Raw genomic sequence first — 22,906 nt, 5'->3', positions numbered from 1 at the left:
CAAGTCAAAAAGCTTTTTGGGTTGCCCTCGCATTTTAGAAGCCTAAGTTACTTTCTTCTTCACCTGAATTGTTTCTACCCAGTGCTTCGCTTTTCTATCAGTGAAGTGCTTAAGCTGATGGCGACAGCTAAAGCCACAGGCTACAATTTGCGTAGCACTATCAGCGTTCTTAACCGCAGGAAACAACACTGAAGAGCCGATTTTCTCAGAAAGTTCGTAGTGTTCTTTTTCGTAGCCGAAAGAACCTGCCATACCACAGCAGCCAGAATCCACCTCGCTCACGCGCAAATCAGGTACAGTTTCCAACAGATTTTTCATGGCTTGAGTACCGTACAGGGCTTTCTGGTGGCAGTGACCGTGAATAAGCACTTCGGAAGAAGAAGTGGTAAACTCAACATCAATTTTCCCGGCTGCCTGCTCTCGAAACAGAAACTGATCAATCATCTGCACCCCGTTTTGCAATCGCTGAGCCAAGGCTTCGTCTTCAATCAAATCGGGCAGGTCATCATTCAGGGCAGAAGCACAACTAGGCTCACACACCACTACTGGAATGTCATTAGCCAGATAAGTGTCCAGATTCTTTATGGTTTTACCTCCTTCTTGTTTGGCTTCACGCAGGAATCCGTGGGAAATTTTGGGACGTTGGCAACAACCGGTTTCGGCGAGTAGTACTTCGTAGCCACAAGCCGTGAGCAGTTCGTAAGCGGCAATCCCCACCTGCGGTTCATGATAATTGAGATAGGTATCCGCAAACAGTGCCACTTGGGGTGAACCTGGTTTAGGAGGCTGGGCATTTTTAGATAACCATTGGGCAAAAGTTTCAGAAGCCATTTCTGGTAATATTCTTCTTGGATCGAAACCAGCTATTTTTTCCAATCTGCCCCGAAACCATGAACTCCGTTGTATCTTATTTACCAGCTTAGCGGGCCAACCACTAAACTTTCGGGCTACATCGGATGAGAGACGGATCATGTTATCCCGTATAGAAGCTCTATGCTCATTGTAGTACTGCTGGCTGACCTCACTTTTGAGTTTCGCCATATCCACGTTACTGGGGCACTCCGATTTGCAGGCTTTGCAGGAGAGACAAAGATCCAGCACCTCGCGCAGCCGATGGCTGGTAATACCTCCGCCATTTAGTTGTCCCGACATGGCTAAACGAAGCGCATTGGCTCGTCCGCGGGTAGAGTGCTCTTCGTCGCGAGTGGCCTTGAAGCTGGGACACATGGTTCCTCCCAAGATTTTCCGGCACTCTCCTACTCCAGTACACATATGCACCGCATTCTCAAAACTTTCGTCTTCCCGATACTGATATTCAGTAGGAAAGGACTTATCCTGATAGCTGGCACCGTAACGGAGGTTTTCAGTGATGGGCTGGGCATCTACAATCTTGCCCGGATTCATCCGGTTCTCAGGGTCAAACAATTGCTTTACCTCTCGGAAGGCTTGGTAAAGTTTCGTTCCGAAGAATTCTTCGTTGTAAGCCGAGCGGACTAGTCCATCACCGTGTTCACCGCTCCACGAACCCCCGTAGTGCTGTACTAGCGCAAAAGTTTCGTCAGCGATCTTTTGGAACCGTTCAATATCCTCGTTCAGTCGTAAATCCAGAATGGGCCGCACGTGAATAACCCCGACACTGGCGTGGGCGTACATGGCAACTTCAGTCTGGTGCTTTTTGCAAATCTTCAGTACCCGATCAATATACTCCGGTAGCACCGAGGTAGGAATCCCAGCATCCTCGATGAACGGCAAAGGTTTTTTGTTGCCTTTGATGCCTAGCATCAGCCCTAGCCCTTTCTTACGGATCAGCCAAACGTCATTGTAATCTTTTCCTTCAGGAAACAGTGGGTAGGCGTAGCCCATGCTAAGTTGTTTCAATTCCTCGATCATCCGCTGCGGTCGCTCCAGCACTTCTTGGGCATCATCCCCGTAAAATTCTACAATCAGAATAGCGGCTGGATGTCTTTCAATAAAATGGCAGCTTCGCTGAGTGGTTAGATTACTCCGACTTAGCTCCACCACGGTACTATCCAGTATTTCTACCGCCGCCGGAGTATATCGCAACATGGGTTCCACCGCCTGAATGGCTTCCAGTACGGTGGCAAAGTGTACCACGCACACTGATTTGAAAGTAGGCAACGGCTCTAGATTCAACTTGAGTTCTAAGGTGGTTGCTAGCGTTCCTTCACTGCCGCAGACCAACTTGCTTAGGTTCCAGTGATCAGTACGAATAAATTCATCCAGATTGTACCCGCCTACCCGTCGCATCACTTTCGGAAACCGCTGCTCTATTTCCTTCTTATTACCCTCAACTACCTCTTGAAACCGCTGGTAAATCTCTCCTTCCCGATCTCCTTGGGCTATTTTATGTTGATATTCTTCGGGGTTTAGCTCTTTTAGGTCAAGCTCAGTTCCATCGGCTAAAAGCACTTGGGCTTCCAGTACATGATCGACCGTCTTTCCGTACAAAATACTTTTGGTTCCAGAAGAATTATTGCCGACCATACCACCTACGTTAGCCCGACTGGAGGTAGCTGGATCGGGAGCAAAGTGCAATCGATAAGGTTTTAGATGTTCGTTTAGCACATCTCGTACTAGCCCCGGTTGCACTCTCACCCACCGTTCTTCCTCGTTCACTTCCAGAACCTGATTCATGTACTTGGAAAAATCCAGCACCAGCGAATTTCCGGTAGTTTGTCCCGCCAAACTAGTACCACCCCCCCGAGGCAAAATTGTGATATTGTGCTTTCGAGCTTCGCGCAAAGCCACTTTTACGTCTTCAGTATTTTTGGGTAGTACCACCGCTTGCGGACGAATCTGATACACACTAGCATCGGTAGCATAAAGTCCTAGGCTGTATTCGTCAGCTAATACATCACCCTGGATTTCAGCCTGAAGCGTAGTGATTAGGTTATTGGTCGCAGCGGTTATCTCGGTCATCGCATAATTTCTTTGAGGGCACCTAGCAGCATATTGACGTGATTAGGTGTAGAGCTATTACCCATCAGGCCAATGCGCCAAATCTTTCCAGCAAAATCGCCTAAGCCGCCGCCCACTTCGATATTATAGTCATCGAGCAAGCGTTTGCGGGTTGATACACCATCTACCCCTTCGGGCAGCTTCACGGCATTAAGCATTGGCAGACGGTAAGGTTCGTCTACCAGAAAAGTGAAGCCTAGCTCTTCCAAGCCGTTTCGAAGTAGCAGATGATTACGGTGGTGACGCTCAAAGCGTTGTTCTAAACCTTCTTCCAACACCAGTCGGTAAGCTTCCCGCAGAGCGAACATAGCTGAAACTGGAGCGGTATGATGGTATGCCCGCTTAGCACCCTGCCAGTAGTTCTTCACCATCGTTAAATCCAAAAACCAGCTTTGCACCTTAGTCTTACGCCGGTCTAGTGCTGCCACTGCCCGGTCGCTAAAGGAAACGGGAGAGAGGCCGGGAGGCGCACTTAGGCACTTCTGGGAACCCGAATAAATGGCATCAATGCCCCAGTCGTCTACTTTCAGTTGGGTGCCGCAGTAGGAGGTTACAGCATCCACCACAAACAGTGCCCCAGCGGCGTGGGTCATCTGACTAATTTCTTCTAAGGGCTGAAGTACTCCGGTAGAAGTTTCAGCATGAACGATGGCTACCAACTTAGGCTGACAGGTTTTTAGTGCATCGCGTACTTGCTGCGGATCAATCGGTTGCCCCCAGGGAGCATCTACCCGAATGAGTTTAGCTCCGCAACGCTCAACAATATCAGACATCCGGTTACCAAAGACGCCGTGAACGCAAATTAGTGCCTCGTCGCCCGGTTCCAGCAGGTTCACCAAACACGTCTCCATACCCGCACTTCCCGGAGCGGAAACCGTAAAGGTGAGGCTATTTTGTGTCTGAAAGGTAGCCTGCGTCATGGTTTTGATCTCATCCATAACGGTCAAAAACTCCGGATCGAGGTGACCAATTAAAGGAGTAGACATGGCTTTAAGTACGCGAGGGTGGGCATCACTAGGCCCAGGCCCCATTAAAATTCTTTGACTGGTATTTAGTTCAGGATAGTTATGCATGGAAGTTGAAAATTGATAATTGATAATCGGAGACCGGAGACCGGAGACCGGAGACCGGAGACCGGAGACCGGAGACCGGAGACCGGAGACCGGAGACCGGAGACCGGAGACCGGAGACCGGAGACCGGAGACCGGAGACCGGAGACCGGAGACCGGAGACCGGAGACCGGAGACCGGAAGTTATTTTTGATGCGTTGTTTTTCCAAACTTAAACCTCGCAAATTTTCTATTTGCTCCGTTCCACGGCGACATTGCTCATTGCTCATTATTCATAAATCCTCATTCATTACTCATTAAAATTGTACGACTAGCCAACCCAGTAATCCAACTAAGGCTACGTAGTATACCGTGGGAAAAATTGTTTTCCGCAACACATTACCTTCCTGACCTAGCAGTCCGACCGTAGCGGAAGCTGCTACCACATTATGGATAGCAATCATGTTACCGGCAGCTGCCCCTACGGCTTGTAAAGCTACAATCAGGGTCGATGGCAGTGCTAGACTGGTGGCTACTCCGAATTGAAATAAGCTAAACATTAGGTTACTCACCGTATTACTCCCGGCAATGAAAGCTCCTAGTGCCCCGATTGAGGGAGCAAACAGTGGCCAGACCTCACCTACATTTTGAGCTACCCATTCGGCCATAGCAATGGGCATGCTCATCATTTCTGACTCATTAATTCCGCTATTAATATACACCCGCACCATCGGGATAGTGAAAATCAAAACAAAACCCGCTCCTAGAATGAGCTGAGCTGACTCCGCAAAAGCGGCTCGAAGTGCGCCTCCGTGCATTTGGTGCAAGAAGTACGTAATTAGTACGACCACAATTAAAATGGTGCCTGGCAGATACAACGGAGTGCTGCTCGCACTGATACTGCTACCCAGAATTTCGTTCCACGGAATTTTAACTGAGGTTAACCATCCTTTAATCGGAAGCTGAGGCAAACGAGATAATACTAATAGAGCAGCAACCAACAAGTAGGGTAACCAAGCTTTGGCTAAACTCATTTTTCCCTCTTTCAGATCCTCCACCCGTATTTTTAATTTGCCCATCCAGTGTTTTGGCCAGTCGGCTTCAGGCGGAAAATCCCAAGCTTGCTTTGGGACTAGAAATCCAGCGCGAGCCGCTGAAGTGACAATTGCTAGCCCAATCAGAGCCCCTAGTAGTGAAGGGAACTCGGGGCCCAAAAATATTCCGGTAAGCAGATAAGGCACTGTAAACGCCAAGCCGCCAAACAGTGCAAAAGGAAAAATTGCAAGCCCTTCTTTCCAAGACTTATTCTTGCCAAAGTACCGAGTCATCATAGTACACATAAACAATGGCATTACCGTACCCACTAATGCGTGGAGTATAGCCGCCCGCACCGTAACTAACTGAATATACTCCGGCAATGTAATACCCAAATCAGCCAACTGCGCTTCTACTTGCGGCCCAGCTAATCCGCCCGTTACCCCGACTAGGATGGGTGTTCCTACCGCCCCAAACGTTACCGGAGTACTTTGTACCATCATGCCCAGCATTACTGCTCCCAGTGCCGGAAAACCCAGTGCCAGCAACAGAGGAGCGGTAATGGCTGCGGGAGTACCAAACCCGGCTGCCCCCTCAATAAATGCCCCAAATAGCCAGACAATTATCACCACTTGCACCCGGCGGTCAGAACTAATATTCAGAAAACCGTTCCGAATCACGGTGATTGCCCCTGAATATTTTAAGGTGTTGAGCAGTAAAATAGCCCCGAAAATAATGTAGAGAATATCGAAGGTTATAACCAACCCTTGAATGGTAGAGGCGACTATATCGAGTACTGACATCTCCCACCCAAAAAAGGCAATAATCGCCGTTGAGACTAGCACCAATGGCATGGTTTTCTGGGCGGGCCAACGCCACATGACAAGCAGCACTGCCGCCACTAAAATGGGGAGCACTGCCAAGAAGGCTTGGATGGTTAAAGACATGGTTAGGTTGATGGTATCTTAATGGTTACTGTCGAGCAGTAATATAGGCAGGTTACACTAAAAAAACCTACTTAAACTACGAAACTACTAACGCTAACCCCTCGCTTTAGCTACATTACAGTTAATCCAAACTGAGCAAAGGCACTTTTGTGCGTAACGTAAGTAGTTTTATAAGACGGCCTTCGGAGGGAACTCCTGTTGTAGCGTGTACCCGAGGTAGCATTACTAGTAAGTCAATATTATTCTCAGCGACATAATCCGAGATACCTAGTTCAATATCAGTATTTTGCGGAAAAGCGCAGTGATGATCTAGCGTCTCTAAATAATACTCTAGCAGACCCGCATTTTCACCGTGAGAAGCAACCTGATTTTTATCAGTTTGAATAGTAAGCACGTGAACTGCTGCGTCAAACTTTCGCGCAATAGCGTGCAGAGGGCTAAGCAAAAAGAAATCATCAATTTCGTTTTTATCTAGTGCCAGCGCAATGTTATTCATAGCAAATGAGGCCTCTTCAGGAACAACCAATACAGGTACGTTCGCTTCCAGCACCAAATTAGCCGTATTGGATGTTGCTTGCTCTTCCACCATTTCCGAACCTTTGGTTCCGATTAAAATTAGGTCCGCACCGGTTTCAGCCTGAGCAGCCAGAATAGCGGGTACCAACTCACCTGATTTTTGCTGAAAAGAGTAAGAAGCCGTCAAAGAAGACAATACGCGCTTAGCCAACTGATGAAAAGCTGCCTCTGCTTCTTTCTGCTTTTCTTCGCTCAGTTTAGCTTCAGTAACGTGCAGTAATACTATCTCAGTAGTATCGTCATTATCAATTAGGCCATTAAGGTATTTTAGCGCGTTTTCAGAGATTTCGGTGAAGTCTACGGGTATCAGAATTTTTTTAATCTTGCTCATGGAGTTGTGATTTATAGGTTGATTGCTAAAGTAGTAGATTTCCTATTAAATATGTTTGTAAAACTCAGGTCAAAAACTGATTTATATCAGTATATCAGTAGATGAACTTTTGTAATTACGCAGCAGATAATACGATATGTCTACGACTAGTTAAACCGTCCCTATCATGGCTGATTCTAGATTTGCCGCCTTGCGCTTCCTACAGAAAAAGTGGCCACTCATCCAAAAAGTGTCATTTTTTTTAGCAGTAACGCTACTAGCCCTTTTTTTAACCCAACTATTACGGTCGGAGGCGATGTCTACCTCCGCCGTAAACGCGCTATTTTTACTACTATTTGCCGCCGGTCTGTGGATCAGTGAGGCGATCCCTCCTTTTGCAGTGAGTATTTTAGTGATTGGTTACTCCATGTACTTCCTGGATAGTATTGACCTTACCGTAGTTTCCGAAGATTGGGAAAGGTACGTAAGCACTTGGTCTAGTCCCATTATCTGGATTCTGATTGGTGGCTTTTTTCTGGCAATGGGCGCGCAGGTAACCGCTTTTGATCGGAAATTTTCTAGCTTCGTCTTACGCTACTTCGGCAACAAACCGTACAATATTTTGCTAGGTTGTATGTTAGTTACCGCGGTTCTTAGCATGTTTATGTCTAATACGGCTACCACCGCCATGATGGTCGCTATCCTTACCCCAATTATTCAGCAGGTAGATCGGAAAGATCCGTTGGTAAAAGCCGTTTTTCTGGGGGTAGCAGCCGCAGCGACAGTAGGCGGTATGGGTACGGTGATCGGTAGCCCTCCCAACGCCATTGCCCTCGGTATTATTCAGAGTCAGGGACTATCGTTTGGGTTCTCTCAATGGATGCTGGTGGGCGTACCTGTTGCCTTTATCTCAGTATTAGCCATTTGGCTGGTTTTAAAGAATCATTACAAAACTCAGTACGACCACTTAGAACTCCAAGTTAGTGCGGCAACTCCGGGTATTTCTCAGCGAACCCAGAATCGCTACCGGATTATTGTTGTCGCTACATTTACCCTAACGGTAGGGTTGTGGTTAACTTCCACATTACACAGTATTCCGGTCGCTGTTGTTTCATTTCTGCCTATTGTATCTTTTACTGTAACTGGAGTAGTTAGAGCCGAGGATCTTCGTCTGCTTCCTTGGGATACCCTTATTTTGGTGGCGGGCGGCTTGACTTTAGGCATGGCTATTAGCGATACTGGCCTAGCAACTCATATCGTTAGCGGCATTCCTATATTTAATAATCTAGTGGTAATGCTGTTGATTATGGGGTGGCTAACCACCTTTTTATCCAACATTATGAGCAACACGGCTGCCGCCAGTATTTTGATTCCGGTAGGCTCGTCTTTTCTTCCCGATCATACGTTACTCGTATCGGTGGTTATTGGGCTATCAGCCTCCACCGCACTCTTTCTCCCTATTTCAACCCCACCCAATGCTATTGCGTTTTCTACCGGCTACCTGAAACAGTCTGATTTTCGGTTGTTAGGTATACTAGTCGGTTTAGGCGGCCCACTACTGGTTGCGCTAGTTGTACTGTTGCTTTATTGATTCATTAGCCCTAAAGTTTTAGCAAGCGAAATAGACGAGGGGTAAGACCTTCCTGATTTTTTATCACTAAAAAGTAGACCCCTGTTTTGTACGAAGAAATGTCTACCGTCACTTCTTTATCACCTACAATGTAGGGTACATCACGATACAAAGCTCCGTGTGTATTGTATACTTGTATTGTACTTAGGCTGATTGATTCGACATCAACCTCCAGCGTAAATACTCCCGAACTAGGGTTGGGGTATACCTTCTCAATAAAATTTACTTCTTCGGTAATTGAAGTTACAAGCGCAGGAACGTATTCTATTCTGGTTGAGTACTCCGACTCGCCGACGATGTTATATGCCTTAATGCGATACTCATACGCTTTTTCCCGATTTGCTAGCGTATCGTAATAATAATTATATCCCACATTGACCGTATCTATTATCGTGAATTTATCTCCCTTTGCCCTTTCTATGTAATGCCCCATCACTTTATCTACCGGACTATTCCAGTTGAGATATAAACTACTGTTACTCCAGGTAGCATTGAGTCCTTCTGGCTTCTTAGGTATACTTAAAGAAGAAGTGCTAACCTGAACTGCATTTGAATTACCCGAAACGATACCATCTCCGATACTAACTACTCGGTAGCTATAGTTAGTGGCTGGATCAATGTTCTGATCTACGTAGATGGTAACATCCGCCCCTACACTATCAATAAGTTCGTAGCCGTTGGCATTTTCACTGCTTCGATATATTCTGTAGCCCATTTCATAGTCTGAGCTATCTTGCCATTGCAGCACAATTCCCTGACTTTCGTCAATAGAAACCTGTAGACCCGAAGGAGCCCGAGGGGCTTTGAGGTTCAGACGAGCAATACCCGAAAAACCTGATAAGTCATTAATGGCTAAAAAACTTCCGTAAACGATTGCCTGACTTCGGCCTTCATCTTCAAATAGTATACCCTGCGATGTACCGTCCAGATCAAAACGGAAATCGTTGTATACTCTTCCCTTTAAATCAAACATGGATAAGCCTTTGCGAGCAACCCGATTTATGCGATCATAGCTACCGGTTAGTATATACGTTGAGTCAGAGGTGGCAACGATTGAGGAAAAAAAAGGAATTTCGTAACTACCTACGCCTACCGAGAACCGATCAATAAGTTCACCGTTTGGTTTCATTTGGATGATAGGTGTTATATCGTGGCTTCCGTACCCACCAGCACTCATTCCTCCTGCTAATATATTATTGTCTATCGTAAGGGCCAGAGCCGTTGTTTTGTAGCCGACTGTTGCTTCCTTAGAGAAAGTGGAATCGGCTCTCCCGGTAAAGTCTAGTTTATTTATATATCCTACATTGGTATATTGTCCCGTACTGCCTACTTCAGCCCATCTATCCCCACCAATTAGAATACCTTCCTCAGTAACCAGCATTTCACTTATATTTACTCCATCTTCAACTTCGGGTACGAACGAATAATCAACTGCCCCCGTACTATCTAACTTAATTAAATTTCGATAGGCCGTGTTAGTGAAATAGTTACTGTGCCCTGCTACCAACATACTACCATCTTCAAATAAATGTATATTGGTAGTCCCTCCACCCGAGTTATTAATCTCGCTCGAGAAGCTCTGGTCTAACTTTCCGTTACTTTTCAACCGCATAATCCCCGACAACTCATGTCCATTAGACAATTTAAAGCTGCCACCTACCAACACTTTCCCATCAGGCTGCAGAGCGATTGTATTTATCCTCACCTTAGGTCCGATACTAATATTACTACTAAATGCCTCATCAACTTTACCGTCTGAAGATAATTTTGCGATGCTATTCGTTGAAACACCGTCAATTTCACTGAAGTTACCCGATATTATCAGGCTACCATCATCCGTTAGTACTGCATCGTTTACGGAAGGTTTTCCTCCTAAATCTGGAAGAAAGTTAGTATTTAGTTGCCCCTGTTCATTAATAGCAATAGTCCCTTTTACCGCTATATTATTCACGCTACTGAATCCACCACTTACAAACAACTGCCCTTGGTGATAATCCATTTCCAGATTCCAGTGGTACTGATTAAAAGCTGCAAATAGTTCATATGTCTCGAGGGTATTATCTAGCGAACCGTCTTCGTTTAACCAGATTATTCGGTAAAAGCTACCCTTTTCGCCACTGTAGTTTTGTCCTAGTGCTGCATATTTTCCCGATGATAATTGCTGAATTGATCTGAGTGTTCCTCTAAAGGCATTGGCAGTTGGCCCAGGCAGTATAAAGCTGTTATCAAAAGAGCCGTCTTTATTAAGCCTTACTAGTCCTGGTACAGGAATATCGCTGTAGAAATTAAAATAGCCGTAGACCAAATATTTACCATCCTTCTGGGCAAGAATGTTAGCTATACTAGGGTAATCTCCCCTTAGCTCACCGCTAAACTGAAAAGCTTCATCTACTTTACCGTCCTCATGAAGTCTAACCATAATCGGATGATTGTCTTGATAGTTTGTACCGTAAATCAATATTTTATTATCGGGTTGAACGGCAGCTTTTAAAAAAGCATCTTTCATCTGATACTCTTTAAAACTGCTATCAATATTTCCATTTTCATCTAATCTTAGAACACGCTCTATAGCCGCATTGCCATCCCAGTGAGAAATTACTAGGATGCATTTGTCCTTCTGAGTAGTGATGTGGTTAACGTGGTCGATGCTCTCGTCTACTAAAAATTGATTATCGACCGTACCATTAGCAAGTAATCGGGTTAAATCCCTTCGCCAGCCCTGGCTTTCTTTTATTAAATATAGTCGGTCTTTACTATCTAAAGACATGCCGTATGTCTGCCAATTTTCGTATGGTATCTGATAGCTTTTATCAAGTTGCCCATTCTCAGTCAACCTTACAATAGTAGGCACTTTCTCATAACCTACGCTTTCAATATCTCCACCAACCAATACCTTTCCGTCAGATTGTACTACCATTCCGTTAGCAGCTGCATGAGTACGAATAAATGGGTTGAACAATGGGTCAATATTTTGGCCATATACGGTAGTGGAAAGAAGGCCAGATATAATTATTAGTACCAGATAAAACAGCGTAGAGCGACTCATATTTATACTATTTAATTTTTTCCGGATATAAAATTATGTAAATTATTATTAAAATAATAAATAAAACAACTTTTATTACATCATAAATCCAACACTGAGTTTTCATTTTTTAATTGCAGAATAATTCTCTCCAAATTCCGGAACATATTTTCTGCAATCGCGTTGCATTTGTATATTTGCAACTTTGTTGCGTAATTATGAAAAATAAACAAGCCGACCTTCTAGGAATAGCCAGTGCAGTGCTCTGCATTATTCACTGCCTACTCGTTCCTTTCTTCATTTTGTACGGATTAGTATCTGAGTCCGTCATTGACCGCTGGGAGTACCTTGATTGGGGGTTCGTTCTACTAAGTGGCCTCGCTGTCTACCTAGCTACTCGTCATGAAAATGATCGTCATGAAGATGAGCAGCCTGAAAATAGACGGCAACTACCTCGACAGATGTGGGCAGTCTGGCTGGTGTTTACTATTACCTTATTACTGCATGATGTTTGGGCACCGGCTCTGTATATCTCAGTGCTCAGCTCAGTAGGCTTGGTTTGGCTACACTTTCAACACTTCCGCAAAAAGCACATTACTGCTGTCGCTAAATAAGACTGGTAATTTCTTTACTTTACAGATTCTTCCACCCTTTATCACCATCACGACTTTTCCTTTCATTGCAACATCGTTCAGGGTGCCCTGCACCGCGATAGTCTCGGCTAGTTTTCCTTCCTCAATAGAACTTATCTGATCAGTCACACCTAGACTTGAGCCACTCGTAGCACCAAATGATGTTCCTGATGTAAATACGTAGTAAATTCTTCTTGAGCATCATCGCTTTCACCATCAATTAGGCGACCGCAGTACAAATAGATGGTTTAAGTAGAAAGGCTGTACCCAAGAAGTAATAGAAGGCAGATCAGGTATTTTATACTGGGTGGGTTGGACTAAATTCGCTGATAATTATCCAAGATGGTGATACAATCTTACTATACTACCTACGTGGTGAAAACTTCATAAAATAAATTTTCTCAAATATTTATTCTATATTTTATAACTTTTTTAATAATTTTATGATGAATGTTACAATCGCTTATTATGAAATTTTTATTAACTACTCTTTTAGCCTTATTATTACATCCTGCTGTCGGCTGGACAGCCGAGCCTCCGGAGATTAAGTTTGGAAAAATTAGTCAAGAAGAACTTCAAATGACTCATACCCACCTCGACAGCAGTGCAAGTGCGGTGGTTTTGGCTGACTTTGGCAACACTAAAATAAACTATAACTCTAACAGTGGATTTCAACTGATTTTTACCCGCCACCGTCGCGTAAAAATATTTAATTCCTCCGGTTACAACTGGGCCGATGTAATCATTCCGCTGTACCACGATGGTAGCGACCGGGAATCTATTTCTCAGATAAAAGGGTGCACCTATAATCTGGAAAATGGAAAAGTGGTAAAAACTAAACTGAAAAATGAAGGTAAATTTACCGAAGAATACGATGAGAATCATCAACTTCATAAGTTTACCCTACCCAATGTAAAAGAGGGTTCAGTCATCGAGTATACGTACCGAATTACGTCAGATTTTATCTTTAACCTGCAAGACTGGCGGTTTCAAAGTTCTGTCCCCACCGTATGGAGCGAGTACAACGTAGAAATTCCTGAGTACTTCTTCTATAAGCCTTTGTCGCAAGGATATTATCCGTTTGTCATTAATAAACAGACAACCGCTAGCGGGCAGTACAATATTAGTTACCGCGCCCAAACTCCCACTGATATTTCTCAAGGTCGCTCTCAAGCGCGTCAGGAACAGGTCAATTTTCAATCAACAAAGTACCGTTGGGCCGCCCAAAACGTGCCGGCTCTAATTGAAGAGCCTTACGTAACCACTATGGATGATTACGTGCTAAAAATAGAAATGGAACTAGCGGGTACTCGCTTTCCGAACGAACTGTATAAAAACTACACCACTACTTGGGAGGAAATTGACAAGCAGTTGCTTGAGCATACCTACTTCGGAGATGTTGTTAAACATACCGGAACCACCAAAGATGAAGTAGCATCACTTACTGCCGGTAAAAATTCCGATACAGAAAAGGTTGCGTCAATCTACCAGTATGTACAGCGCAATATTCGCTGGAACCAAAACAGGCGCAGGTATGCCGATCAAACCCTTCGGAAAACGTTAGAAACCCAATCGGGAAATTCAGCCGACATTAATTTGTTGCTGGTAGCTATGCTCCGGGAAGCGGGTATCTCGGCTGACCCGGTGGTGTTAAGCACCCGGTCGCACGGCCTGCTTCGCAAAACGTTTCCTCGGCTCAATCAATTCAACTACGTAGTAGCGCTGGCCTCTACCAATGATGGGCAACTACTACTAGATGCTACTGATGCCGTTTGTCCTCCGGGCGTACTTCCGGTGCGATGTCTGAATCAGGAAGGCCGAATTGTTAGCAAAGCACCCGGCGAAAAATGGATTCAACTACACCCTGCTAAGGGAACTCGAGAAGCGGTAATGGCTCAACTCACTCTGGAAGACGGGCAACTGCTAGGCACCATCAATAGCTCGTATTCCGGTTACAACGCTATGCGCCTTCGTCGTAAAGTAAGTCAAGAAAACGGAGCAGAAGGGTATTTATCTAAACTGAAAGAAGATAATCACTCTTGGGCAATTCAAGATTACCAGCTAGAATCTTTAGAGACCGTAGGAGCTCCCGTGAAAGAAACCTATCAGGTGGTGCTCCAGGAGGGAGCCACCGAGGCGGGCGATGTGATTTATTTGAACCCGATCGTAACCGGGCGTTTTGCAGAAAATCCGTTTAAATCAGAAAGTCGGGCGTACCCGGTAGATTATCCGTACCCATCTAATGAGACCTATATGCTTACGCTCAGTGTTCCCGAGGGATACGCCGTAGATGAATTACCGGAAAACCTGGTTATTGCCCTTCCCGAAAAAGCCGGTCGCTACACCTTCACTACTCAACAGCAGGGCAATACCGTTCAGATAACGTCTCGTTTAAAAATTGATAAGATAAAATTCTACGCTCAAGAGTACCCCCACCTCAGACAGTTCTTTAACATAATTGTTGCCAAACAGCAAGAGCAGATTGTGCTGAAAAAAATTAAGAGCTAATTTACAGTTACGTATGTATACACTTACCAAAGAAAAAACGTACGAGGTTTGGTTGCGCCCCGCTGATGCTTCCACCAGATTCCGGCTGCTAACCCTGTTCTCTGTATTTTTCAGCACGGCTTTGTATGCCGCTGATGACTATCGGGTTTCAGCTATTCCGGTGGAGTTAACGCAAAATGCAAATGCAGTGGTCAGAAATCAGCAAGAAACGCTAATCATCCACTCTATTGAACAAGCTACGTACCAAATAAGCCGGGCCGTAACGGTGCTGAATAAAAACGGGGATCACTTCGGACTATTTGCGGTATCGTATGATCCTCAGCGTAAAGTAAAGAACATTGGATGTGTGATATACGATGCTCGGGGAAAAGAAGTAAAGAAAGTTAAGAACAAGGACATAAAAGATGAAAGTGCCTTTTCCTCCTACGCTATCTTTGGCGACAATCGAGTTAAGTACTTTGATTATGATTCGCCGAGCTATCCGTACACCATAAAGTATTCCTATGAGATAGAGTACGACGGAATACTCGATTACCGGGATTGGTACCCCGTGAGCAATTTCAATTTGTCAGTTGAGAAATCCACCTTTTCCGTAGCTACTCCGGCTGATTCGCCATTAAGGTACCACGCCATACAAAGTTCAGAACCTAAAACCTGGCAGGAGGAAAATCAACACTGGTATCAGTGGGAGCTGACCAACCATCAAGCACTTAGTAAAGAGCAACTGCGCCCCAACCTACCATCACTGGTGCCCAAAGTACTTTTGGCTCCTAACCAGTTTAGCTACGAAGAATACACCGGCGACCAAAGTAGCTGGCAAAAGATTGGTGAGTGGGTTAATCAATTAAACGAAGGCCGTACCGAACTTCCTCAGACTGCCCAACAGGAGATTAAGGAGCAAATTGCCGGATTGAGCGATACCACTGAGATCATCCGAACGCTGTACGAGTATATGCAATCCAAAACTCGCTACGTCAGCATTCAGTTGGGTATTGGCGGCTATCAGCCTTTTGAGGCAGCTACTGTCGACCGTCTGGGTTACGGAGACTGTAAAGCCCTCTCTAACTATATGAAATCAATTTTAGCCGTAGTTGGCATCCAGTCGCAGTATACGCTGGTGAATGCTGGCCCTTACGCCCATCAGGTAGTTGCGGACTTTCCTAGCTTGCAATTTAACCATGCGATTTTGGGAGTGCCGCTACAACGAGATACTGTCTGGCTAGAGTGTACCAGTCAGACTAATCCCTTCGGATACTTAAGCGATTTTACCAACGATCGGTATGTGCTCATGGTTAATGACCAAGGAGGTAATTTAGTGAAGACATCCGATTATTCGGCCCAGCACAATCGGCAAGTGAGAACCATTGCGATGCGTTTAGATGAAGCGGGTAACGGCAGCATGGTAGTTAATACTACCTACTCCGGTCAGCTTTATGATAGAATTGCCAGCATCACCCGACTCAATGCTACTGAACAGAAGCAAGCGGTTTATGAGCAGATTGAGGTTCCTAACTTCCGGGTGAAGCAGTTTCAGTACGAGTTAGCGAAGAAGCGGCTTCCGGTAGCGAGGGAAGAGATGACGATTGAACTAGACCACTACGCTAGTGTGAGTGGCAAACGATGGTTTTTCAGCCCCAACGTTATGACTCGATTGGAAAGTTTACCTGCAAATACAGAAGAAAGAGCCTATCCAGTAGTGTTCCGTCAAGCGTATACTGAGATTGATACGGTAGTGATTGAAATGCCCGAAAACCTATACGCTGAGTTTACCCCTGAGTCAACCGAAATTTCATCAATCTTCGGAGATTACTATAGCGAATACCAGGTAGATCAGGGTAAGATCATGTATATCCGAAGGTTTCAGCGAAACAAGGGTAATTTTCCAGCCGAGGCTTACCGCGAGTTACTCGATTTCTATAAGAAAGCAGTGAAGGCCGACCAACAGCAGATGGTACTCCGCCGAGCTACCTAAGAAACTAGTACCGGATCGTCGTCGGGTTTCCGCACTGGCCCACCTAATGGAAGAATAACGCCGGGCGGCAAATCAAGCTCTGGCTCGTCCCACTCAAATGGCAAACCGCCGTCGTTGTTTGAGCGGCCTTGTCGTTCATCACGAATAATCTTTAGCAAAACTAATGTGAGAGCTAACAGAAACAGAAAGAAGAGAATAATGTAGTCGAGGGTCATAACACAATGGAGTTATCTTGGTTTTTTGCTAACGCGAAATGAGTTTACTTATTGGACAAGCACGCAAGAAGCAACTCACTTATTCAGGTATCAAAAACTGAACCTATTTTTACGCAATTGCGGACTTATTTATCCAAAATGATTATTTGGTAGGGTTAGTTTCCTTTACGATCGTTTATTTAAAAGGCGTTTCCACGATTAGTTAAAGAAACGGTACATGCTAGTTTTTCTCAATCATCTATTTTAACTAAAGCGAATATTAGCAACCGGGTTTGTTAAATCAAAATGAATCCACATTTTTGTAATCTTTTGAAAAGCACTAAACCCGAATATACCTATGGAAATCCAAGGAAAACTTATTGATCTATCTGATACCACACAAGTGACAGATACCTTCCGAAAACGCGAATTTGTGGTAGAATACGCCGATAATCCCCAGTACCCAGAGTTCGTAAAATTTGAGTGTATTCAAGATCGTTGCGATCTACTCAATAATTTTCAGGTAGGACAAGAGCTTACAGTTAGCTTTAACCTAAAGGGCCGGAAGTGGGTAGACCCGCAGGGCAACACCAAATACTTCAATTCACTACAAGCTTGGCGAATCCAGCCCGCAGCCGCTGAAGCCCCAGCCTCAGCACCACATCCCGCAGCCGATGCCCCAACATCAGCTCCGGCTTCGTCATCTGGTAATGGTGGCGATCTACTTTCCGCCTCCGATGAGGAAGATGATCTTCCGTTCTAAGTCTGACTAAGGAAATTATTCCATTCAAATGACTTCACCTTTTGATTCTGACTGGAAACTTCTTGAGCAACTCTGTCAGGTGCAAGCCCCTTCGGGAAATGAAGGGGCACTAAAGCAGTACATCTTAGCCTACGTTCAGCAGCAGCAAGAAAGTTGGCAGCGTCAGCCTAAGATTATTCAGGGTGATGGTTTTCAAGACTGCTTGATATTAGTATTTGGCCAACCTCGCACCGCTGTATTTGCTCATATGGACTCGGTGGGGTTTACGGTTCGTTATCAAGATCAACTAGTACCTATCGGCAGTCCCAAGGCTGAATCCGGCACCAAACTAGTGGGGAAAGATCAGCTAGGCCCGATCCTCTGCGAACTAAACATGGATCAGGCGGATGAAAACTCTCCTAAGCAAGCAAAATATGACTTTGGAAGAGGCATTGAACGCGGTACCGAACTAGTGTATGAATGCCATTTTCAACAATCTGACGATTATGTCCACAGTTGTTATCTGGACAACCGGCTGGGAGTGCTCAATGCTCTAAAGCTAGCAGAAACGTTAGAGGACGGCATTCTGGTCTTTAGCTGTTGGGAGGAACACGGAGGAGGATCGGTACCTTATTTGGCTAAGTTTATTTTTGAAGAATACGGAGTTTCTCAGTGCCTTATCTCGGATGTAACTTGGGTAACCGACGGCATACCGCACGGTGAGGGAACCGTTATCTCACTGCGCGACCGCAATATTCCACGGCGAGCCTTTGTGAATCAGATTGTAGCGTTAGCGCAGGAATCGGGTGTTTCTTTTCAGCTAGAAGTAGAGGGCAGTGGCTCCAGCGACGGTCGTGAATTGCAGCTTTCCCCCTACCCTTTCAATTGGTGCTTTATCGGTGCTCCGGTTACTGATGCTCATACTCCTCAGGAGAAAGTCTATTGGCCCGATGCTACGCATATGTTTGCGCTCTACCAGTACCTAATGAAAAATTTATAATCTGATAGCTTCTCCATGCAAATTAAAGACCTACACTTTGAGCCTTACTTGTCGCAGCAATCTATTCAGGAGAAGATTATCCAATTAGCCGAAACCATTAATCGCGATCAGAAGGGAAATGATCCAATTTTTATCGCTGTACTTAACGGTGCTTTTATATTTATGGCTGACTTAGCCCGGCATATTTCTATCCCTTCAGAAATTACTTTTGTGAAAGTTAAGTCGTACGAGCAGCTACAATCTACCGGTGAGCATCGAGAGTTTATTGGCTTGGAGGTGCCTATCGAGGGGCGGCATCTTATTATTGTTGAAGACATCGTTGATTCCGGAAACACTATTCAGTTCTTGCTAAAGCAGCTCCGCAGTCAACATCCGGCCAGCATCTCTATTGCTACTTTATTATTCAAGCCAGAAGCTCTCAAGCACTCGATCGAGATTGATTACGCAGGCTTCCATATTCCCAATGACTTTGTGGTGGGCTACGGACTGGACTACGACGGTTTCGGACGCAACCTACCCGATATTTATAAATTGAGTAGTGGGGAGTAGGGAGACCGGAGACCGGAGACCGGAGACCGGAGACCGGAGACCGGAGACCGGAGACCGGAGACCGGAGACCGGAATTTAAAATTGATCGCTGACGAAACCAACGAGATGCATCTTTTAATTTAATGCCCCATTTTCTAATCTGTAATTTTCAATTTTTCTTACCTAATGCCTACTATGGACTGTCGACCGTGGACTATTAACCAATGCCCAAGACTCTGCAACCTTCAATCTGCTAAACCGTGCGACGGCCGCCTGTAACTCAATGACTGTGGACTATTGACCGTGGACTAAAGACAATCAGCAGCCTAATAATCGACATCTCGGCAAAAAATTTTCAAATACGAACCAAGAGTCGTAAACTTGCTTTTTGTATTTGTACTTTGAACTAATATTTCTATGCTAAATATTGTACTTTTTGGCCCTCCGGGTGCCGGGAAAGGCACTCAAAGCCAAAAACTGATTGAAGAATTTGGATTGACCCACATTTCCACGGGTGATTTGTTTCGTAAGCACTTAGGCGAAGGTACTGAGTTGGGCAAAAAAGCGCGGGCGTTTATGGACGAAGGCCGATTGGTACCTGACCAGTTGGTGATTGATATGGTAGATGATAGACTACGAGAAGAGAATAACCTGCAAGGCATCATCTTCGATGGCTTTCCTCGAACCATTCCCCAAGCAAAAGCTTTAGATGAACTGCTTAACCAAAAGGAAACCCCCATTACCGGAATGATTGCCCTATCAGTTCCTGACGACGAATTGATTGCGCGTATTGTTGAGCGAGGCAAAACCTCCGGACGAGCCGACGACCAAGATAAAGCTAAAATTGCTACGCGTTTGCAGGTATACCAGACCGAAACGCTACCGGTAGCTACTTACTACGAAACTCAGGGGCGTTACGAGCTTATCGACGGAGTAGGTAGTATTGATAACATATACGAGCGCATCAAAGAAGCGGTAGCCCGCTTACAAAATATAGCAGGTTGAAAAAGACGGAGAACGGAAAACAGAAGTTAAAATCACCTTTTTCCAAAATCAACGAGATGCATCTTTTAATTTAATGATCTATTTTCTAGTCTGTAATTTTCAATTTTTAATGCCCGTGGACTATCGACTGTGGACTGTTAACTATTGACCAATGCCCGTGGGCTGCGAACCAATAGCCATTCAGCAATCGTACCAACCCTCTTATCGGTAAATGAACTTAACCAATAACTTGTACACCAGCTCCTTAGCTTTGCTCACTGATTTTTATCAGATTACTATGGCTTATGGCTATTGGAAAACGGGTATGGCTGAGAAAACCGGAGTCTTCAATCTGTTTTTTCGGAAAAACCCATTCAATGGTGGCTTCTCCGTGAACTGTGGCCTTTCCTACGTTATCGATCTGCTTCAGAGCTTTCAGTTTACCGATACCGACCTGAGCTATTTGTCTACTCTGGAAGGCCCAGATGGCCGTCCTATGTTTGAGCCAGCGTTTTTAGCGTACCTTCAAGAGCTAAAGTTCACCTGCGATGTAGATGCCATTCCCGAAGGAACAGTCGTATTTCCGCACGAACCACTTATCCGGGTGAAAGGCCCCATTCTACAGTGCCAACTTATTGAGTCGCCACTACTGAATATTATTAATTATCAGACCCTTATTGCTACCAAAGCCGCTCGAATTCATGTGGCCGCCAAAGGTGAACCAGTTTTAGAATTTGGATTACGACGCGCTCAAGGTATTGACGGAGCATTGGCCGCTAGTAGGGCTGCGTATATTGGCGGAGGCACGTCCACTTCTAATGTTTTAGCGGGCAAACTCTTCGGAATCCCGGTTAGCGGAACCCACGCGCACAGTTGGATTATGGCTTTTGATGATGAATTGAGTGCCTTTAAAGCCTACGCTGAGGCTATGCCCAACAACTGCATTTTATTGGTAGACACCTACAATACGCTGGAAGGAGTAAAAAAAGCGATTGAAGTAGGAAAAATACTGAAAAGTAAAGGCAAACAGCTACTGGGAGTACGCATAGACTCGGGTGACTTAGCCTACTTGAGTATTGAAGCCCGAAAAATGTTGGATGAGGCCGGATTTCCTGATGCTAAGATTGTTGCTAGTAACGATCTAGATGAGAATATTATCAGCAGCCTACGAACGCAAGATGCCAAAATAGATGTGTGGGGCATTGGCACCAAGTTAGTTACAGCGTACGATCAACCTGCTTTAGGGGCAGTTTATAAACTAGCTGCGTTGAAAGAAGACGGCAAGTGGCAGTATAAAATCAAACTATCTGAGCAGGCTATTAAAGTGAATAACCCGGGCATTCAGCAAGTACGGCGGTTTTACACCCAAAAAAACAGTAGGCGGCAAATAGTAGCCGATATGCTTTATGATACCTTGCAAACGCTGGAAGAAAAGCATAAAATAATTGACCCTTTGGATATCACTCGCCAGAAGATTATACATTCGGGTGAGGCTGATTTTGAAGAATTACTGGTACCCGTATTTCGGGGTGGAACAGCTACCTATGAGTCACCCAAGATAGCGGATATACGAAGTGCTACCTTACGTAATTTGGCTGAACTACCCTGGGGCGTAAAGCGATTTGTAAACCCTCATAGCTATCCGGTAGGCTTAGAAGAGAAGCTATTTACCAAGAAAACCGATCTGATTTTAAAGTTGCGAAATTTGGACTAGCGTATGTATAAATCAGTTCTTCGTCCTCTACTATTTTTACTGAAGCCAGAACAGGCTCACAAAGTGACCGTCGGCTTACTACGCGTAGCAATGGCAATTCCTCCGGTCAGGCTTTTATTTCAGAAGGCACTGGAAGTGGATAGTCCAAGCTTAACCCAAAATTTATTTGGCTTAGAATTCAAAAATCCGGTTGGGCTAGCGGCGGGATTTGATAAAGATGCTAAGCTGATTGATGAGATGGCAGCCTTAGGTTTTGGATTTGTTGAGATTGGTACGTTAACACCTCATCCGCAGGCCGGAAATCCGCAGCCTCGTCTGTTTCGCTTACCTCAAGACAGTGGCCTGATTAATCGAATGGGGTTCAATAATGGGGGCATTCACGAAGCAGCCAAACGATTAGCCCGGCGGAAATCTGATATTATTGTGGGGGGAAATATTGGTAAGAATAAAACCACCCCTAACGAAAATGCCACAGACGATTACGAACAGTGCTTCGAGTTGCTATTTCCGCTAGTAGATTATTTTACAGTAAATGTAAGCTCACCCAACACTCCTGACTTACGGCAACTTCAGGAAAAAGAACCGTTGTTTAATCTACTCAATCATCTAAAAGAGCTTAATCAAAAAAAGGAACATCCAAAACCAATTCTGCTCAAGATTGCGCCAGATCTAAATGAATCTCAGCTAGATGATATTATTGAAATTTGCCTAACGGTTCCGGTGGACGGCATTATTGCTACGAATACAACGATCTCTCGCGAGTCGCTCCAGACCAATGCCGAAACATTACAGCAAATTGGAGCCGGAGGATTAAGCGGATCAGCTATTCGCCAACGCTCTACCGAAGTAATTCGCTACATTCATCAAAAGTCAGGAGGGAAACTACCGATTATCGGTGTGGGAGGCATCGGCTGTCCTAATGATGCTTTAGAAAAATTAGAGGCAGGAGCCAGTTTAGTTCAAATTTATACCGGATACATTTACGAAGGCCCTGCTTTAGTGCGAGACATTAACCGTAGTATACTCACCCAGCATACGGCTTACGCTGGAAATTAAGTGTTCAGGTGAAACTCTTTCGCTG

General features: G+C 44.9%; 16 protein-coding genes. 10 read left to right on the top strand and 6 right to left on the bottom strand.

Going from position 1 to position 22,906, the window contains the following annotated elements; genetic code table 11:
- Positions 1–42 precede the first annotated feature (42 nt).
- From P0M28_RS26200 to P0M28_RS26185, 4 genes are all read right to left on the bottom strand, one after another.
- On the bottom strand, positions 43–2,940 hold the full coding sequence (locus tag P0M28_RS26200; RefSeq protein ID WP_302206423.1) for an FAD-binding and (Fe-S)-binding domain-containing protein: 2,898 nt from the start codon (positions 2,938–2,940) through the stop codon (positions 43–45).
- Positions 2,937–4,052 carry a pyridoxal-phosphate-dependent aminotransferase family protein gene (locus tag P0M28_RS26195; RefSeq protein WP_302206422.1) on the bottom strand — a complete coding sequence of 372 codons (1,116 nt, stop codon included), beginning with the start codon at positions 4,050–4,052 and terminating at the stop codon, positions 2,937–2,939. Before P0M28_RS26195 ends, P0M28_RS26200 begins: the two co-directional genes overlap by 4 nt.
- Before the next feature lie 293 nt (positions 4,053–4,345).
- Positions 4,346–6,010: an L-lactate permease gene (locus P0M28_RS26190; RefSeq protein WP_302206421.1), complete on the bottom strand. Its 1,665-nt coding sequence runs from the start codon at positions 6,008–6,010 to the stop codon at positions 4,346–4,348.
- Between the two features lie 121 nt (positions 6,011–6,131).
- The gene (locus P0M28_RS26185; protein WP_302206420.1) at positions 6,132–6,917 is read right to left on the bottom strand and encodes a universal stress protein; all 786 of its coding nucleotides are present in this window, start codon (positions 6,915–6,917) and stop codon (positions 6,132–6,134) included.
- A gap of 166 nt (positions 6,918–7,083) precedes the next feature.
- Here P0M28_RS26185 and P0M28_RS26180 point away from each other — a divergent pair, with 166 nt between their 5' ends.
- The gene (locus P0M28_RS26180; RefSeq protein WP_302206418.1) at positions 7,084–8,487 is read left to right on the top strand and encodes an SLC13 family permease; all 1,404 of its coding nucleotides are present in this window, start codon (positions 7,084–7,086) and stop codon (positions 8,485–8,487) included.
- 10 nt (positions 8,488–8,497) lie between these two features.
- Here P0M28_RS26180 and P0M28_RS26175 read toward each other — a convergent pair whose 3' ends face one another.
- Positions 8,498–11,572 (bottom strand): T9SS type A sorting domain-containing protein, encoded by a 3,075-nt coding sequence (locus tag P0M28_RS26175; RefSeq protein WP_302206415.1) that lies wholly within the window; start codon positions 11,570–11,572, stop codon positions 8,498–8,500.
- Positions 11,573–11,769: 197 nt separating this feature from the next.
- Between P0M28_RS26175 and P0M28_RS26170 the strand changes: the two genes are divergently transcribed.
- The 3 genes from P0M28_RS26170 (at position 11,770) to P0M28_RS26160 (ending at position 16,663) form a co-directional block, all read left to right on the top strand.
- On the top strand, positions 11,770–12,165 hold the full coding sequence (locus tag P0M28_RS26170; RefSeq protein WP_302206414.1) for a MerC domain-containing protein: 396 nt from the start codon (positions 11,770–11,772) through the stop codon (positions 12,163–12,165).
- A 486-nt stretch (positions 12,166–12,651) separates the two neighbouring features.
- Positions 12,652–14,691, top strand: coding sequence for a DUF3858 domain-containing protein (locus tag P0M28_RS26165; RefSeq protein WP_302206412.1), 2,040 nt, complete (start codon positions 12,652–12,654; stop codon positions 14,689–14,691).
- Positions 14,692–14,704: 13 nt separating this feature from the next.
- Positions 14,705–16,663 carry a DUF3857 domain-containing protein gene (locus P0M28_RS26160; protein WP_302206410.1) on the top strand — a complete coding sequence of 653 codons (1,959 nt, stop codon included), beginning with the start codon at positions 14,705–14,707 and terminating at the stop codon, positions 16,661–16,663.
- On the opposite strand, the gene P0M28_RS26155 is transcribed toward P0M28_RS26160, so the two are convergent.
- Positions 16,660–16,878 carry a hypothetical protein gene (locus tag P0M28_RS26155; protein WP_302206408.1) on the bottom strand — a complete coding sequence of 73 codons (219 nt, stop codon included), beginning with the start codon at positions 16,876–16,878 and terminating at the stop codon, positions 16,660–16,662. The two genes, P0M28_RS26160 and P0M28_RS26155, sit on opposite strands and share 4 nt — an antisense overlap.
- A gap of 337 nt (positions 16,879–17,215) precedes the next feature.
- On the opposite strand from P0M28_RS26155, the gene P0M28_RS26150 reads away from it, so the two are divergent.
- From P0M28_RS26150 to P0M28_RS26125, 6 genes are all read left to right on the top strand, one after another.
- Positions 17,216–17,620, top strand: a complete 405-nt coding sequence (locus P0M28_RS26150; protein WP_302206406.1) for a DUF3127 domain-containing protein — start codon at positions 17,216–17,218, stop codon at positions 17,618–17,620.
- A gap of 28 nt (positions 17,621–17,648) precedes the next feature.
- A complete protein-coding gene (locus tag P0M28_RS26145; RefSeq protein ID WP_302206404.1) occupies positions 17,649–18,599 on the top strand; it encodes a M20/M25/M40 family metallo-hydrolase in 951 nt (316 codons plus the stop codon).
- Positions 18,600–18,614: 15 nt separating this feature from the next.
- The gene (gene hpt, locus P0M28_RS26140; protein WP_302206403.1) at positions 18,615–19,148 is read left to right on the top strand and encodes a hypoxanthine phosphoribosyltransferase; all 534 of its coding nucleotides are present in this window, start codon (positions 18,615–18,617) and stop codon (positions 19,146–19,148) included.
- A gap of 396 nt (positions 19,149–19,544) precedes the next feature.
- Positions 19,545–20,132 carry an adenylate kinase gene (locus P0M28_RS26135; protein WP_302206401.1) on the top strand — a complete coding sequence of 196 codons (588 nt, stop codon included), beginning with the start codon at positions 19,545–19,547 and terminating at the stop codon, positions 20,130–20,132.
- 211 nt (positions 20,133–20,343) lie between these two features.
- Positions 20,344–21,825, top strand: coding sequence for a nicotinate phosphoribosyltransferase (locus P0M28_RS26130; protein ID WP_302206400.1), 1,482 nt, complete (start codon positions 20,344–20,346; stop codon positions 21,823–21,825).
- 3 nt (positions 21,826–21,828) lie between these two features.
- Positions 21,829–22,881 carry a quinone-dependent dihydroorotate dehydrogenase gene (locus P0M28_RS26125; protein WP_302206398.1) on the top strand — a complete coding sequence of 351 codons (1,053 nt, stop codon included), beginning with the start codon at positions 21,829–21,831 and terminating at the stop codon, positions 22,879–22,881.
- The last annotated feature ends 25 nt before the right edge of the window (positions 22,882–22,906 follow it).

The sequence above is a fragment of the Tunicatimonas pelagia genome (assembly GCF_030506325.1).
Classification (GTDB): Bacteria; Bacteroidota; Bacteroidia; order Cytophagales; family Cyclobacteriaceae; genus Tunicatimonas; species Tunicatimonas pelagia.
The sequence above is the reverse complement of the archived record's forward strand: the minus strand, read 5'-3'. Positions and strand labels throughout refer to the sequence as shown.

Bases quoted from the DNA above. Each gene is read 5' to 3' on its own strand.
- P0M28_RS26200 (WP_302206423.1), bottom strand. From the start codon at position 2,940: ATGACCGAGATAACCGCTGCGACCAATAACCTAATCACTACGCTTCAG.
- P0M28_RS26195 (WP_302206422.1), bottom strand. From the start codon at position 4,052: ATGCATAACTATCCTGAACTAAATACCAGTCAAAGAATTTTAATGGGG.
- P0M28_RS26190 (WP_302206421.1), bottom strand. From the start codon at position 6,010: ATGTCTTTAACCATCCAAGCCTTCTTGGCAGTGCTCCCCATTTTAGTG.
- P0M28_RS26185 (WP_302206420.1), bottom strand. From the start codon at position 6,917: ATGAGCAAGATTAAAAAAATTCTGATACCCGTAGACTTCACCGAAATC.
- P0M28_RS26180 (WP_302206418.1), top strand. From the start codon at position 7,084: ATGGCTGATTCTAGATTTGCCGCCTTGCGCTTCCTACAGAAAAAGTGG.
- P0M28_RS26175 (WP_302206415.1), bottom strand. From the start codon at position 11,572: ATGAGTCGCTCTACGCTGTTTTATCTGGTACTAATAATTATATCTGGC.
- P0M28_RS26170 (WP_302206414.1), top strand. From the start codon at position 11,770: ATGAAAAATAAACAAGCCGACCTTCTAGGAATAGCCAGTGCAGTGCTC.
- P0M28_RS26165 (WP_302206412.1), top strand. From the start codon at position 12,652: ATGAAATTTTTATTAACTACTCTTTTAGCCTTATTATTACATCCTGCT.
- P0M28_RS26160 (WP_302206410.1), top strand. From the start codon at position 14,705: ATGTATACACTTACCAAAGAAAAAACGTACGAGGTTTGGTTGCGCCCC.
- P0M28_RS26155 (WP_302206408.1), bottom strand. From the start codon at position 16,878: ATGACCCTCGACTACATTATTCTCTTCTTTCTGTTTCTGTTAGCTCTC.
- P0M28_RS26150 (WP_302206406.1), top strand. From the start codon at position 17,216: ATGGAAATCCAAGGAAAACTTATTGATCTATCTGATACCACACAAGTG.
- P0M28_RS26145 (WP_302206404.1), top strand. From the start codon at position 17,649: ATGACTTCACCTTTTGATTCTGACTGGAAACTTCTTGAGCAACTCTGT.
- hpt (WP_302206403.1), top strand. From the start codon at position 18,615: ATGCAAATTAAAGACCTACACTTTGAGCCTTACTTGTCGCAGCAATCT.
- P0M28_RS26135 (WP_302206401.1), top strand. From the start codon at position 19,545: ATGCTAAATATTGTACTTTTTGGCCCTCCGGGTGCCGGGAAAGGCACT.
- P0M28_RS26130 (WP_302206400.1), top strand. From the start codon at position 20,344: ATGAACTTAACCAATAACTTGTACACCAGCTCCTTAGCTTTGCTCACT.
- P0M28_RS26125 (WP_302206398.1), top strand. From the start codon at position 21,829: ATGTATAAATCAGTTCTTCGTCCTCTACTATTTTTACTGAAGCCAGAA.